This is a genomic window from Halorubellus sp. JP-L1 (genome assembly GCF_011440375.1).
GTDB lineage: Archaea > Halobacteriota > Halobacteria > Halobacteriales > Natrialbaceae > Halorubellus.
The window spans coordinates 455,306-469,983 of the sequence record NZ_JAAOIR010000002.1 but is presented as its reverse complement, the minus strand read 5'-3'; the positions used below and the strand labels follow the sequence as shown (position 1 = coordinate 469,983).

Below are 14,678 nucleotides of genomic sequence, written 5' to 3'. Positions count from 1 at the left end.
CCCGCCCGTCCGAGAGCCGGTATGGATTGGCGGCGAACGCGGCGCGTCTGGGCGCGCGTCGCCAGGCTCTCGTGGCCCATCTCCGTCGAGCAGACGGTTCGGACCGCGATGCGGACGACGGACGTGTTCGTCACCGCCGCGTTCTCGCCCGCCGCCGTCGCCGCCATCGGGCTCGCGGACCTCTACGCGCGATTCCCGCTACGCGTCGGTCTCGGCCTCGGCGGCGGCGCCATCGCGCTCTCCAGCCAGGACACGGGCGCGGTCACCGGCGCGGAGAACGACGACGCAGACGGCGACGCGGTCAGCGACGACGGTACAGACCCGGACGCGGTCGGGCACAGCGACAGGGTCCCTGCCGGCGACAGTGACGACGACTGGGGTGCGGACACCGGCGACTGGGGCGCGGACGCGAACGACGACGCGGATTCGGCATCGGGCGCGGATTCCGCACCGGAACCGGCCGTGGACGCTGCTGCGCAGGCGGACCTGAACCGGGACGAGGCGGTCACGCAAGCCGTCCTCCTCTCCTTCCTCGCCGGCATCCCGTTCGTCGCGTTCGGCCTGCTGTTCGGCGAGCCGGCGATCTCGCTCCTCGGCGCGCCCGACGACGTGGCGCGCGTCGGCGGCACGTACCTCGCCATCATCTTCGCCACCGCACCCGCGAGGATCGTCGGCCTCACCGCCGCTCGCGCGCTCCAGGGGACCGGCGACACGCGGACGCCGATGCTCGTGAACGTCGCCGGGAACCTCATCAACATCGTCGGGTCGCTCGTCCTCGGCCTCGGCCTCCTCGGGGTGCCGAGCTATCGCGTCGTCGGCGTCGGCGTCGCCACCGCCGCCGGGAACGTCTTCATCGCCGGCGTGCTCTGCGCGCTCGTCTACTCGTCGGCCACCGAGGTCGGGTTCGTCCGCCCGCGGAGCGCCGTCGTCGGCCGCCAACTCGTCGGCGTCTCCGCGCCCCGGATCGTCGAGGGGCTCTCGAACACGCTCGCGAACTTCCCGTTCAACGCCCTCCTGCTGGCGTTCGGGACGGACGTGAACGCCGCGTACCAGATCGGGCTCCGCATCTACCAGCAGATCACGGGGCCGCTCTCGAGGGGGTTCAACGTCGCGGCGAGCGTCGTCGTCGGACAGGCCCTCGGCGAGGGGGACGCAACCGCGGCGCGCGAGAACGGGTGGGCGACCGCGTCGCTCGGACTCGTCACGGTCGGCGCGGCCGGCGCGCTCATCTTCGCGTTCGCACCGACGCTCGTCGGGTTCTTCACGGACGACGCGAGCACGGTCCCGAACGCGATCGCGTTCGCGCGGACGTTCGGCGTCGCCGCACCGTTCCTCGTCACGTTCGTCGTCGTCTCCGGCGCACTCCAGGGCGCGAGCGACACCCGGACGCCACTCGTCGCGCGCGTCGTCAGCCTCCTCGCGTTCTACCTCGGGTTCTCGTACGTCGCGAGCGTCGAATTCGGCTGGGGCGTCCCCGGCATCCTCGCGGGCATCGTCCTCCACTACGCGAGCGCCGCGACCATCGTCACGCTCGGGTTCTGGCGCGGCGACTGGGCGGCTCGTGCGAGCGAGATGCTCCGCGAACGCGGGAGCGCTGGCGACGACTGACAGTTCGAGACGACGACGCCTTGTCGGGGTTCCGGATCGGGGCGCTCTCACACAAGACACTTGTAATACCTCTCGGGATTCTGTAACGTGCGAACCGAGTACGTCCTCCTCGGGGTGGTCGGGCTCGCGGTCGTCGTCGGCGTCGGCGTCGCCGTCGGCGTCCCCGGCGCCCTCGACCCACCCGAGGACACCCCCGAGCGACCCGAGCAGCCCTCCCGCGTCGACCTCGTCGAGATGACGATCGGCTCCGGCCAGGTCGGCGGCGAGAACGCCACCCTCCGCGTCCGCCCGTACCTCGAACAGCGCGGCGGTCCCGCGGAGAACGTCACCGTCCTCCTGCGCGCCGTCGACCAGGACACCGGGTTCGTCGTGGCGACGCAGCGCCTCGCGTACGGCACGCTCGACGGCGACGTCAGCCGCAGTCGCGAAGGCGCGCTGACGGTCGCCCGCCAGGGAGACTACGACGTGCAGGCGATCGTGTTCCGGAACGGCACGCGTCTAGAGACCGGCGTCCGCGAGGTCTCGGGCGTCGGCTCGCTCACGCCAGCGTACCGCGACACCCCCGTCCAGTTCCAGGACTTCGACGCCGGGATGCCAGTCATCGAGTACCGCATCGACGCCGTCGAGGACGGCCGGTCGACGCTCGCGGTGTCGACGTACCTGACGAACACCGGCGCTCGGCCCGCCGAGGGGCTCGAGCTCGTGCTGACGGCGCGCCAGAACGGTTCGAACGTCGTCGCCGACCGGACGACGATCGAACTCGACGCGATCGGGAGCGGGAAGACCGCGACGCCGACCGGCGACCTCGTCGTCCCGGACGACTACAACTACTACCTGGACGCCGTCCTCTGGCGCGACGGCACGGTCGTCGCGACCGCGCGCTCGACCGCGAACCTCGCGCCCGGCACCGGGCTCTCCGTCGACGAGAACACGAGCGACGGCGGCGAGGAGTTCCAGGCCGAGGAGTTCGAGAAGACCGAATCGCCGCAAGAGGAGCCGACCAGAGCGCCCGACGAGGGGACGACCTACGAGAACTCGGGTGGCCAGCCCGGGTTCGGCGTGGTCGTCGCGCTCGTCGCCGTCGCCGCCGCGGCACTCGTAGCGAGGACCAGAGCATGACCGACGACACCACCGGCGCGACCGACGACGGAACCGACGCATCGACGTGGAACGAGACCGACGACGAAGACGACCGCCGCGACCGCAGCGGCGACCGCAGCGACGACCGCCGCGACCGCCGCGACGATCGCGGGGGCGCTCGCCGCGACCGGAACGGCGGCGGGTGGAGCGACGCCGGGCTCTACGAGCGCCTGCAGTGGGTGGCGCTCGTCGTGCTCGTGCTCGTCGCCGTCGCGACCCTGTTCTCGTTCTACACGAACGTCACGCGGTTCATCGCCATCTGGGCGAGCCGGAAGTACGAGCCCGCGATCCAGGCGGCGTTCGCGCTCGCGGTGCTCGCGAGTTCGCTCGCCGGCATCGCCGCGCTCGCGCGGACGCTCCGCTGAGTTCGTACCGGGACTCGGCGACGCGCGGCGCTCGGGGACAAGGGTCAAAGTCCCCGGCGTCGAAGTCTCGAGTGATGAGAGCGAAGCGGGAGTTCCGGGACCGCGACGACGTGTCCGTGTCGGTGCTGGACGCCCTGGTCGAACGCGGCGAGGAGGGGATGACCGTCTTCGAGTTGCGGTCGCACGTCGACGCCGGCATCGACGAGATCGAGCCGGCTTTGACGGAATTGAAGGAGGACGACCTCATCGAGGTCGACCGCACTGGCGGCAAGACGCTCCTGAAGCCGGACGCGCGCGTGGTCCCGGAGGACCCCGAGGACGACGATCCGTCGCTGTTCGACGCGCTCCGCGATCGACTCCCGTTCTGACGCGGCGTCGCGGTATCGTGCCCTCGCAGCGTCGCGCCGTCGCGGCACATCGCGCGCCCGGGGCATCGTGTGCTCGCGGACGCCGAGGCGTCGGTCCGGAGACCGTACTCGTTTTGCCGTTCGCGCGTCTCCGCCTCCACATGGCCATCATCGATGACGTGCACGACGCCCACGGGGCGACGTTCGTCGAGCGCGGTGGACGGCGCGTCGTGCGGGACTACGGGCGGCCGGCGCGGACGGCGAAGGCCGTCCGGCGAGTCGTCGGAGCGTTCGAGGCGGCGTACGGCGTCGTGACGGTCGCGGGGTCGGACCGGCACGACTTCGTGGACGACGCGGTGACGAACGTCGTGCCGCGCGAGGACGGCGAGGGAACGTACGCGCTCCTGTTGTCGCCGGAGGGCCGCGTACGGACGGACATGTACGTCTACGAGGCCGACGGCCAGCTGCTGTGTTTCACGCCGCCGGGGCAGGCGGGGTGGCTCGCCGAGGAGTGGGATTCGCGGACGTTCGTGCAGGACGTCGACGTCTCGCGGGCGAGCGACGCGTTCGCGGTGTTCGGCGTACACGGTCCGAAGGCGACGGAGAAGGTCGCGAGCGTCCTGAACCAGTCGGGGACGCCAGATGCACCGCTCTCGTTCGTTCGCGGGACGATGGGCGACGCGGGCGTCACGGTCGTGCGGACGGACGACCTCGCGGGCGAGGAGGGATTCGAGGTCGTGTGCGGGGCCGACGACGCGGACCTCGTCTGGGACGTCCTCCTGAATCACGGGAACAACGCGGCGCCGTTCGGGTACGCGACGTGGGAGACGCTGACGCTCGAGGCCGGGTCGCCGCTGTTCGCGACGGAACTCGACGGGCGCGTGCCGAACGTCTCCGGCGTCCGGAACGCCGTCGACTACGAGAAGGGGTGTTTCGTCGGGCAGGAGACGGTGGCGCGCGTGGAGAACGTCGGTCGGCCGTCGCGCCGACTCGTCGGCGTCGCGCTCCCCGGCGTCGAGGAGGGGGACGCGCTGCCGGCGGCGGGCGCGGACGTCGTCGTCGACGGCGAGGTCGTCGGCGAACTGACGCGGACGGCGTGGAGTCCACACCGCGAAGTCGGTATCGCGTTCGCGCTCGTGCCGTACGCGTTCGACGCGGAGAGCGTCCACGTCGCGGTCGACGAGGGCGCGGTCGACGAGGGCGCGGGCGTCGAGGGCGAGCGCGTCGAGGGCGACAGCGCTGAGGCAGTCGGAGAGGGCGACGTGGTCTCGCTGCCGTTCGTCGACGGCGGCCAGCGGTCGGCGCGCATCCCCACCTACGAGTAGCCGCCGACGCTCGGTCGCCCCGGCAATCCCTCGACTGCGTCGAGAAGCTGCGTCGACCGATCACCTCGATCGATCACGTCGAGGCGCTCCCTCGAGGGAGGAATCGCTAGAGGTGAACGATGTGCGGGTCGAGTGAACGACTCGAACGGTGGACAGGTTTATCTCCCCCTGGAGCGGACTCCAGTCCATGTCAACGACGCTCCCGGAACGCGTTTCGCCGGGAGTCTCGACTCCGGAATGCGGTTCGCCGGGAGTCTCGACCCCGGATCGCGTCCTCGCCGGTGAGCCGACGGCGAGCGACGTCCATCGGCTGCCGGACGAGTTCTCGAACACCGCCGGCTGCGGCCGGGTCGGCGACCCGTTGCGTGGTCTCCGGTGGTTCCGTCCCGGGACGAACGAGTGGCCGGAGCAGGATGAGTGACCGCGCCGACGACGGTCACCCGCCGATCTGGCGGGTCGCGGCGTCCCCGACCTCGCGCCGGTCGACGGTCGTCCTGGGCGTCACGGACGCGGGAGTTCGGGCGTCGCTCGAGGACTGGTTCGACGACGCGGCCTACGACGTCGTCGTCGCCGCACCCGGCGACCTACCGGGCGACGGCGACCTGCCGGGCGACGGCGACCTACCGGGCGACGGCGACCTGTACGTGCTCGACGAGGAGTCGCTCGGGGCGGCCGCGGGCCGCGTCGAGGAACTGAAGGCGGCGACGTCGGGGTTCCTGCCGTGCTTGCTCGTCGTCGACCGGTCGCACGCGGACCCGGTCGGGTCGAGTACGAACGCCGTCCTCGACGTCGTCGACGACGTGCTGGAGACGCCGGTGCGGACGTCCGCGCTCCGACGACGCGTCGACGGGCTCCTGCAGACGCGAGCGCTCGCCGCGGAACTCCACGACCGGTCGACGCAGTACCACCGACTGGTCGAGTTGCTGCCGGCGGGATTGTTCGCCGTCGACGACTCCGGAACGGTGACGTACGGGAACGAGCGCGCAGGAACGCTCGCCGACGTGGACGCGTCGTCGCTCCAAGGGACGGCGTTCGTCGACCTGGTGCGTCCCGCGGACCGCGACGCGGTCCAGTCGTTGCTGTCGTCCGACGGAACCGCCAGCGCGGAGGTCCGGTTCCGGACGGATGCGGCGACGCCCGTCGCCGCGTCGACGCTGACGGACGACGCGAACGCGGCACGAACCGTGGAGCTGTCGGTCGCCCCGGCCGACGACGGCAGCCGGCAGGTGCTCGCACGCGACGTCACCGGCCGCGAGCGTCGCGTCGAACGCCTCCGCGTGTTCGAGCGCGCCGCCGCAGAGGCGAGCCTCGGTCTGTCGATCGCCGACGCGCGCGTCGAGGACACGCCTCTCGTGTACGTGAACGACGCGTTCCTCGACGTAACGGGGTACGACCGGGACGCGGTCCTCGGCCGGAACTGTCGATTCCTCCAGGGCGCAGACACCGACCCCGAGCCCGTCGCCCGCGTCCGAGCCGCCATCGACGCCGGAGAGCCGGTATCTGTCACGTTGCAGAACTATCGCGCGGACGGCACGCCGTTCTGGAATCGGCTCGACGTCACGCCCGTCCGCGCCGACGACGGCACCGTCACGCACTTCCTGGGGTTCCAGCGGGACGTCACCGAACGCCGGGAACGCATGCGGTTGTTCGAGCACCTGCACGAGGCGACCGAGCGCCTCCAGCGCGCTCGCACGCCCGCGGAGGTCGCGACCTCCGCCGTCGAGTCCATCCAGGAGATCCTCGAACTGGACGTGGTGGTGTGTTGGTTCCCGAACGCGGACGGCACGCGCCTGGATCCCGTCGTCGTCGCCGGCGTCGACGACGGGCACTCGCTCGACCCGGAGTCGCCGGACTGGGCGGCGTTCGCCGACCGCGTCGGCGTCACGGAAGTCGCCGTCACCGAGCACGAGACCGACGCGGAGACGGGGCTCCTGTTCTCCCTGGGCGAGCACGGCCTGCTCGGCGTCGCCGACCCGGACCGCGAGTACACGCGAGCCGTCCGGGACGCCGGGCACGCGTTCGCCGACCACGTCACGGTCGCGCTCGACCGCGCGGTCCGGGAGGCCGAACTGGCGGCGACGAGCGCGGACCTCGAGAACACGCTCGAACGCATCAAGGACGGGTTCGTGTCGCTCGACGAGAACGACGTCGTCACGTACGTCAACGCCGAAGCCGAACACCTGTTGCCGTTCCGCGAGACGGAGCTCGTCGGCGAGAACCTCTGGGAGTTGTTCCCCGAGGAAGTCGGCGGTCGGTTCTGGCAGGGTTGCCAGGCGGCGAAGGAGACGAACGACGCGCAGACGTTCGAATCCCACTCCGAGGCCATCGGCACCTGGTTCGAGGTGACGGCGTACCCGAGCGCGGACGGCTTGACGATCTACCTCCGCGACGTGACGGGGCGACGGGAACGCGAGCAGGAGCTCGAACGGTACGAGACGATCGTGCAGACCGCGAGCGACCCCATCTACACGCTCGACGAGGACGGGTGCTTCGCGAGCGTGAACGACGCGTTCGTCGACGTGACGGGCTACGGGCGCGCTGAGATCGTCGGCGAGCCCGCCCGACTGGTGTTCCCGGAGACGGACGTCGAGACCTGCGAGCGCGTGACCGAGAGTCTCGTCGCCACGTCGGGGCCGGACCGGGAGACGGTCGAACTCCGGGTGCGGACGCGCCACGGCGACCAGCGCGTCTGCGAGGCCGCCATCGCGCTGCTCCCCGGCGAGGAGTACGCGGGCACCGTCGGCGTGCTCCGGGACCTCACCGAACTGAAGGACAACGAGCAACGGCTCGCGGTCCTCGACCGCGTCCTCCGGCACAACCTCCGGAACAACATGAACGTCGTCGCGGGCCGCACCGCCGAGTTACTCGACCACGACGACGACGCGGTCGTCGCGGCCGCCGAGGTCGTCGGGGACGCCGCCGACGACGTCCTGGCGATGGCGAACAAGGCGCGAGCGTTTCAGCGAGCGCTCGACGGAGACGGGGGCACGGCATCGAACGTCGACGTCTGCGAGGCCGTCCGCGACGCCGTGGCGTGCGTTCGCGCGGCACACGAGACCGCGTCGATCACGTTCGACGTCGCCGTCGACGCCCCGCTCTACGTCCGCGGGAACGAGTCGATAGCGCTCGCCGTCGCGGAACTCGTCGAGAACGCAGTCGTCCACGACCCCAGCGAGACGCCGTCCGTCGAGGTGCACGTCGCGCGGGCTGGCGACGCGGTGACGGTCGCGGTCGCCGACCACGCACCCACGATTCCCGGAACCGAGATCGAGGCGCTGAGCGCGGACGTCGAGACGCCCCTGGAGCACGCGAGCGGCCTCGGCCTGTGGCTCGTCCGATGGACGGCGACGTCGTTCGGCGGGTCCCTCAGTTTCGACTCGACGCCGGACGGGAACGTCGTCACGCTCGAATTCCCGATCGTCGACTGACCGGCGCGGACGCGGGGTGAACTGGAGCGGATGCGAGAAGCAGGGCGCGGACGCGAGAGGACCGGAGTGGACGCGGCGGCCGGCGTGGGTCAGGGCCGGAGCCAGCGCGCGAGGTGCTCGCGCGAGAACGCGCTCGTCGGGCGATCCATGTGGACGCCGATCTCGCCCGAGAGCGCCTTCAGGCCGACGCGCTGGATCGGTTCGGGGAGCGAGTACGCTCGCCGTATCCAGTGCCCGAGTCGGATCTCGGTCGCCAGGTCCTCGCGCCACGCCGCCTCGTACGCGCCGAGGGTCCCCGGCCGGTCCGGTTCGATCTCGCGAGCGGCGTGGTCCGCGGACCGCATCCCGTACAGGATGCCGCCGCCCGTGAACGGCTTCGTCTGGCCGGCCGCGTCCCCGAGGAGGAACCCGCGATGACTCGTCACCGTGTCCGGTGGCCCGACCGGGATGAGGCCCGAACAACGCTTCGTCACGTCGACGTCGTACCCCGACGGTCCGACGAGGTCGTCGAACAGGTCGTTCACGTCCGGTCCGGGACTCGCCGCCAATCCGTACTCGACGCCCGCGTCGCCGCGCGGGATGCGCCACGCGAAGAACTCCGGCATCGTCAGGTGGACGTCCACGCGGTCGCCGTGGTCGACCTCGTCGCTGAACCCGAGCACGCCGTGCAGGAGTTCGCCGGGGTCGGGCAAGCCGAGATCTCGGCGCACGCGCGACGTCGGGCCGTCGCAGCCGGCGACCATCCGCGCCTCGAAGGACTCCACGCCGCCCGGCCCGCGCGCCTCGACTTCGACCGCGTCAGAGCGCTCGTCGACCGACGTGACCGTGTGCTCCTCGCGAACGTCCGCCCCCGCGTCGCGCGCCAACTCCGCCAAGTGTCGGTCCAGGCCCACGCGGTCGATCACGTTCGACACCACCTCCGTCTTGTAGAAGTCCTCGAACGTGCTTCCCGGCCCCCCGACGTGGAAGCGCGCACCGAAAACCTCGTTCTGGAGCAGCTCCTCGCGACCGTCCGGTCCCGTGTACTCCCACACGTCCCCTGAGACGTGCCCCGAGCACGCCAGCGGCTCGCCGAGTCGACCCTGCTCGAGCGCGAGCACGTCGAACCCGCGCTCGGCCGCCCGCCGCGAGAACCGCGCACCCGCCGGCCCGACGCCGACGACGACGAAGTCGTACATGCCCGGAGACAGCACGGCGAGGAGTAAATTCTTCCCGATTGAACCCCGTGCTCGCGGCGGCGACGTCCGATCGGTCTGATCGCGACGGTCAGACCCCCGACGAATCGACCGGACCCCGTGAATCGGCCGGGTTCAGACGTGGACGAGCCCGCTCGCCGTTCCACCGCCTTCACCGAACGGGACGTCGACTGAGAGCGCACGCCAGGACGCGCCCGCGTCCGTCGTCCGATAGAGGCCGCGGTTCGAGACCGCGTAGAACTCGCCGGCGTCGTCGCCCGCCGCAAGCACCGCCCGCGTCCGCCCCTCGGGGTCGCCGAGGCCGTCCGTCGCGAGCGTCCACGGCTCGTCGCCACGCTTGCGGTACACGTACGTCTCCGCGCGTCCCGGCGAGTGCGCGGTTCGCACGCCCGACGCCGCACTCACCAGGCGGACGTCGGGGTCAGCCGGGTCGACCGCGACGCTCCAGCAGTACCGGTGATCGAGTCCCGCCTGCGGGTGGTCCCAGTCGTCGCCGTGTCGACGACTCTCCGCGTACCCGTCGCCCGCCGCCGCGTACGCTCGACCCGGCGCGTCCGGATGCGTCGCCATCGAGTGCGTGTCCCGGCGCGCCCCCGGCGGCCGCTCCCGGAACGACGCCGTTCCATCGCCGACGTCCAGCACGACGAGCGCGCCCGCCTCCACCGCCACCAGCACGCGTCCCTCGCGCGCCGGATCCGGCTCCAGCCACCGGACGTGGTGCGTGTGCGGCCGCGGCGGGAACGCCCACTCGTCGCTCGACGGCAACTCGACGAGCCCCGGCAGGTGGTGGAAGGACTCGCCGCCGTCCGTCGACCGATAGACGCGCGACGGCTCCGTCCCCGCGAACACCACGTCCGGATCCCACGGCGCCACCGCCACCGCCGTCACGTGGGACGCGTCGACGTCGTCCGCGGCCGGCCCGAGCGCGACGCCCGACCACGACTCCCCGCCGTCCGTCGTCCGGAACAACCCCGCGCCAGCCGTCCCGGCGAACGCACGCTCCGGTCGCGCCGGTGACGCCGCCACGCACTCCACGCGAACTCCGTCGGCCGCGACGCCCTCCCCCGCGTCCACCCCGGGAACGAACGCCTCCTCGACCGCCGACACCGTCGGGTCGACGACCGCCACGCGGCGGTCGGTCGCGAGATACAGCATACCACGACGCACGCCTCGCGACCGGATAAGCGCCGCGCCGAATCCGTCTCCGCGATGTCAGGAGCGTTCGGGGAGGTCGCCGTTCGCGAGTATCTGCGTACTCGAGCCCTGTGGCGAGTTCCACAGCACGAGCACCTGCTCGTTGTCATCGAAGTTGCTGCTCTCACCGGTGGCGACCCCGAGCACCCACTTCTCGCCGGGCTGCCAGACGTCGCCGGGAGGGTTCGACGTCATCCACCCGTACCCAGACGGCGGACTGCCCGCGTACTGGACGGTCACGCGATCCGTGTCGATGTCCTCGCCGCCGTCGTGCTGGATGACGAACCGTTCGTCCGCGTCGTTACCCCAGCCGTCCGCGCTGCCCTCGTCGGCGACGTACCGGAGTTCGGCGTCCGGCGGCGACGTCGTCGTGTCCACCCCCAGAACGAAGATGCCGATGACGGCCGCGAGCGCCACGGTAATTCCTACCATCAGTACCACGCCGATGACCGGCGATACCGCGTCGTCGTCCGCGAGCAGGTTCCAGAGTTGCATGATCCGTTCTCCGGGCGATCGAATCCCCCCGTACGTTCGATCAGACGCACACCAACTTGATATAGTCCCAGAATCTTTGGAATTAAAATTTCCGAGGAGGGCCAGTCGATGGCAGAAGACGACGAGAGAGGACAGGCCCGACAACCAAACCAGCCGACGGCGCCCACGACACCCCATAGGCGACCCATTCATTCAAGCCGGAAGCCGCGGCCACGACCGCCGTGTACTGACCACCCACCCCGGCGTGGCCAAGACGGGAGCGCGACGCACCCGCCGGGACCCCACAGCGTCGCCTGCTCGCCACCCAGGACTCCCAAAAGCGACCCGCTCGCGAGCGACTCAGTCGTCGGTCGCCGGCGCCGCCTCGACCTCCTCGTCGGCGTGCTCCATGTCGCGCGTCTCCGGTTCCACGCGTTCGCCGCGCGGCCCCTCCTCGTCGACCGCCGGCAGGAGATCCCGGAGGTACCGGCCGGTGTGGGACTCGTCGGTGCGCGCCAGCTCCTCCGGCGTGCCCTCGGCGACGAGGTCGCCGCCGTTCTCGCCGCCCTCCGGACCCAAGTCGATCACGTGGTCCGCGTTCTTCACCAGGTCGAGCTCGTGCTCGATCACGACGACCGTGTTGTCGTTGTCGACGAGCCGATGCAGGACGTCGATCAGCTTCTTCTCGTCCGCCGAGTGCAGGCCAGTCGTCGGCTCGTCGAGCAGGTAGAGGGTGTTCCCGGAGTCCTTCTTCCCGAGTTCCTCCGCGAGCTTGATGCGCTGGGCTTCCCCGCCCGAGAGCGTCGTCGACGGCTGCCCGAGACGCATGTAGCCGAGGCCGACGTCCTTGAGGAGCTTCAGGCGACGACGGAGGCGCGAGGACGACTCGAAGAAGTCGTGGGCCTCGTCGACGCTCATGTCGAGGACGTCTGCGATCGTCGCGTCCTTGTACGTCACGTCGAGCGTCGCGTCGTTGTACCGCGCGCCGTCGCAGTCCTCGCAGGGCACGTAGACGTCGCTCAGGAAGTTCATCTCGATCTTCACGGTGCCCTGGCCGCCGCACTCCTCGCAGCGACCGCCCTTGACGTTGAACGAGAACCGACCCTTCTCGTAGCCGCGTTGCTTGGAGAGGCTCGTCTCCGCGAACAGCTCGCGGATGTAGTCGAACACGCCCGTGTACGTCGCCGGGTTCGACCGGGGCGTTCGCCCGATCGGGCTCTGGTCGATGAGGCGCACGGTCTCGACGTCCTCGATGCCGGTGATGTCGTCGTGCTCGCCGGGGTTCACGGACGTGTTGTCGTTCATCCGCCGTGCCAGGCCCTTGTAGAGGACGTCGTGCATGAGCGTCGACTTCCCGGACCCGGAGACGCCCGTGATGGCGGAAAAGGACCCGAGCGGGATGTCGACGTCCAGGTCTTTGAGGTTGTGTTGGCGTGCGCCCTCGATAGTGAGTAGCGACTCCGCGGTCCGTCGCTGCGCGGGGACCGGGATCTGCTTCGCGCCGGAGAGGAACTCGCCCGTGACCGATCCGTCGGTCGCGACGAGGTCGTCGACGTCGCCCTGCGCGACGACTTCGCCGCCGCGCTTGCCGGGGCCGGGCCCCATGTCGATGACTTCGTCCGCGCGCCGCATCGTCTCCTCGTCGTGCTCGACGACGATGAGCGTGTTCCCGAGGTCCCGGAGTTCCTCGAGCGTGTTCAGGAGGCGGTCGTTGTCGCGCTGGTGGAGGCCGATGCTCGGTTCGTCGAGCACGTACAGCACGCCGACGAGACCGCTCCCGATCTGGGTCGCGAGCCGGATGCGCTGGGACTCCCCGCCGGAGAGCGTCGCGGCCTCCCTGTCGAGCGTGAGGTACTCCAGACCGACTTCGGTCATGAACCCGAGGCGCGCGCGGATCTCCTTGAGGATCTCCTCGGCGATCTTCGTCTCGCGTTCGTCCAGGTTGGCTTCGACGCCCTCGAAGTGCGCGAGCGCGTCGCCGATGCTCAGTCGATTCACCGCGGTGATGCTGGTACCGTCGACGAGGACGGCTCGGCTCGCGGGCTTCAGGCGCGTGCCGTCGCACGCCGGGCACTCGGTGACGCTCATGTACTTCTCGATGTGGTCGCGAGTGGACTCGGAGTCCGTCTCGACGTGTCGACGCTGGAGGTTCGGGATGACGCCCTCGAAGCGCTTCTCCTTCCGACGAGTGCCGTTCTTCGTCTGACGCTTGAACACGACCTCTTCGGTCGTCCCGTAGAGGAACGCCTGCTGGACGTGCTCGCTGAGGTCCTCGAACGGCGTGTCGAGGGAGACGTCGAAGTGCGCGGCGACGGCGTCCAGACGCGTCTGGTAGTACGACCGGTTGTAACTCCACGCCTCGAACACGTGCTTCAGGGGTTTGCTCTCGTCGACGACGACGAGGGCCTCGCTGACCTCCTTCGTCTCGCCGATGCCCTCGCACTCGGGGCACGCGCCGTGCGGGGAGTTGAACGAGAACGACCGCGTCTCGATCTCGGGGATGTCGATCCCGCAGTGCGTGCACGCGAGCGCTTCGCTGAGTTCGACGACGAGGCGGTCGTCGGTGGTGTCCTCGGCGTCCGCGTCCGCATCCGCGTCTGCGTCGCCGAGTGCGCCCGTCGATCGGGCGGCGGACCCGCCCAGGGCTTCAGCGGCGCCTTCGGGCGGGTCGGGGACGACGACCTTCACGACGCCGTCGGCCTCCTCGAGGACGGTCTCGACGGAGTCCGTGATGCGCGCTCGCGTCTCCGCGCTGACCTTGATGCGGTCGACGACGACGTCGATCGTGTGGTCGTAGTTCTCGTCGAGCTCCGGGCGCTCGGTCGTCAGGTCGTAGGACTCGCCGTCGACCTCGACCCTGGCGTAGCCGTCGGCGACGAGGCGGTCGAACTCGTCCTCGAACGCGCCCTTCTGGTCGCGGACGACGGGGGCACACAGTTTGGCTTTCGTGCCTTCGGGGAGTTCCATGATGCGCGAGACCATCTGCTGGGCGGACTGTTCGCCGACCTCGCGCCCGCACTCGGGACAGTGCGGGGTGCCGACGCGAGCGTACAGCAGGCGGAGGTAGTCGTGGAGTTCGGTGACGGTTCCGACGGTCGACCGCGGGTTGTTCGCGGCGGCTTTCTGGTCGATGCTGATGGCGGGGGAGAGTCCTTCGACGGTCTCGACCTGGGGTTTGTCCATCTGGCCGAGGAAGTTCCGCGCGTACGCGGACAGCGACTCGATGTAGCGTCGCTGGCCCTCGGCGTAGACGGTCTCGAACGCGAGGGAGGACTTCCCGGACCCGGAGAGGCCGGTGACGACGTTGAACTTCTCGCGGGGGATCTCCACATCGATGTCCTTGAGGTTGTGTTCTTCCGCGCCGCGGACCTCGATGTACTCCTTTGTCATTGCACGTAGCCAGTGGCCCGACCCGTGAAGGGTTGTCGGTTGCGGACGGTCGGTGGGCCTCTCACCCGGTCGACAGGACGGTCTGATGGACTTCCGACCGCCTGGTTCGAGTGGGTCGCGAGACGCCTCTGCGGTGCGGCAGAATCCGTGGGAGAGTCCGTCGCCGACCCGATCGGATCGATTCCGGTTCGATTAGGTATTAATACCTTGT

General features: G+C 70.3%; 11 protein-coding genes. 7 read left to right on the top strand and 4 right to left on the bottom strand.

The annotated features are described in order from the left end of the window. Nucleotides 1-21: 21 nt before the first annotated feature. From G9C85_RS10825 to G9C85_RS10795, 7 genes are all read left to right on the top strand, one after another. Complete coding sequence (locus G9C85_RS10825) at nt 22-1,608, top strand: MATE family efflux transporter (protein ID WP_240148861.1); 1,587 nt, start codon at nt 22-24, stop codon at nt 1,606-1,608. A gap of 87 nt (nt 1,609-1,695) precedes the next feature. Continuing rightward, on the top strand, nt 1,696-2,727 hold the full coding sequence (locus G9C85_RS19245) for a PGF-CTERM sorting domain-containing protein (RefSeq protein WP_166039817.1): 1,032 nt from the start codon (nt 1,696-1,698) through the stop codon (nt 2,725-2,727). Then, nucleotides 2,724-3,113, top strand: a complete 390-nt coding sequence (locus tag G9C85_RS10815; protein WP_166039026.1) for a hypothetical protein — start codon at nt 2,724-2,726, stop codon at nt 3,111-3,113. The genes G9C85_RS19245 and G9C85_RS10815 overlap by 4 nt, the downstream gene beginning before the upstream one ends. A gap of 74 nt (nt 3,114-3,187) precedes the next feature. Beyond that, nucleotides 3,188-3,481: a DUF6432 family protein gene (locus tag G9C85_RS10810; RefSeq protein WP_166039814.1), complete on the top strand. Its 294-nt coding sequence runs from the start codon at nt 3,188-3,190 to the stop codon at nt 3,479-3,481. Nucleotides 3,482-3,621: 140 nt separating this feature from the next. After that, nucleotides 3,622-4,785 carry an aminomethyltransferase family protein gene (locus G9C85_RS10805; RefSeq protein WP_166039812.1) on the top strand — a complete coding sequence of 388 codons (1,164 nt, stop codon included), beginning with the start codon at nt 3,622-3,624 and terminating at the stop codon, nt 4,783-4,785. A gap of 187 nt (nt 4,786-4,972) precedes the next feature. Next, on the top strand, nt 4,973-5,206 hold the full coding sequence (locus G9C85_RS10800; RefSeq protein WP_166039810.1) for a hypothetical protein: 234 nt from the start codon (nt 4,973-4,975) through the stop codon (nt 5,204-5,206). Beyond that, nucleotides 5,199-8,213: a PAS domain S-box protein gene (locus G9C85_RS10795; protein WP_166039808.1), complete on the top strand. Its 3,015-nt coding sequence runs from the start codon at nt 5,199-5,201 to the stop codon at nt 8,211-8,213. The genes G9C85_RS10800 and G9C85_RS10795 overlap by 8 nt, the downstream gene beginning before the upstream one ends. Before the next feature lie 89 nt (nt 8,214-8,302). Here G9C85_RS10795 and G9C85_RS10790 read toward each other — a convergent pair whose 3' ends face one another. The 4 genes from G9C85_RS10790 to uvrA all read right to left on the bottom strand — a co-directional run bounded on the left by G9C85_RS10790 (nt 8,303) and on the right by uvrA (nt 14,467). Beyond that, complete coding sequence (locus G9C85_RS10790) at nt 8,303-9,391, bottom strand: geranylgeranyl reductase family protein (protein WP_166039806.1); 1,089 nt, start codon at nt 9,389-9,391, stop codon at nt 8,303-8,305. A 132-nt stretch (nt 9,392-9,523) separates the two neighbouring features. After that, on the bottom strand, nt 9,524-10,564 hold the full coding sequence (locus tag G9C85_RS10785) for a hypothetical protein (protein WP_166039804.1): 1,041 nt from the start codon (nt 10,562-10,564) through the stop codon (nt 9,524-9,526). A gap of 57 nt (nt 10,565-10,621) precedes the next feature. Further along, nucleotides 10,622-11,098, bottom strand: a complete 477-nt coding sequence (locus G9C85_RS10780) for a type IV pilin (RefSeq protein ID WP_166039802.1) — start codon at nt 11,096-11,098, stop codon at nt 10,622-10,624. A gap of 339 nt (nt 11,099-11,437) precedes the next feature. After that, nucleotides 11,438-14,467 (bottom strand): excinuclease ABC subunit UvrA, encoded by a 3,030-nt coding sequence (uvrA, locus tag G9C85_RS10775; RefSeq protein ID WP_166039800.1) that lies wholly within the window; start codon nt 14,465-14,467, stop codon nt 11,438-11,440. Between the last annotated feature and the right edge of the window lie 211 nt (nt 14,468-14,678).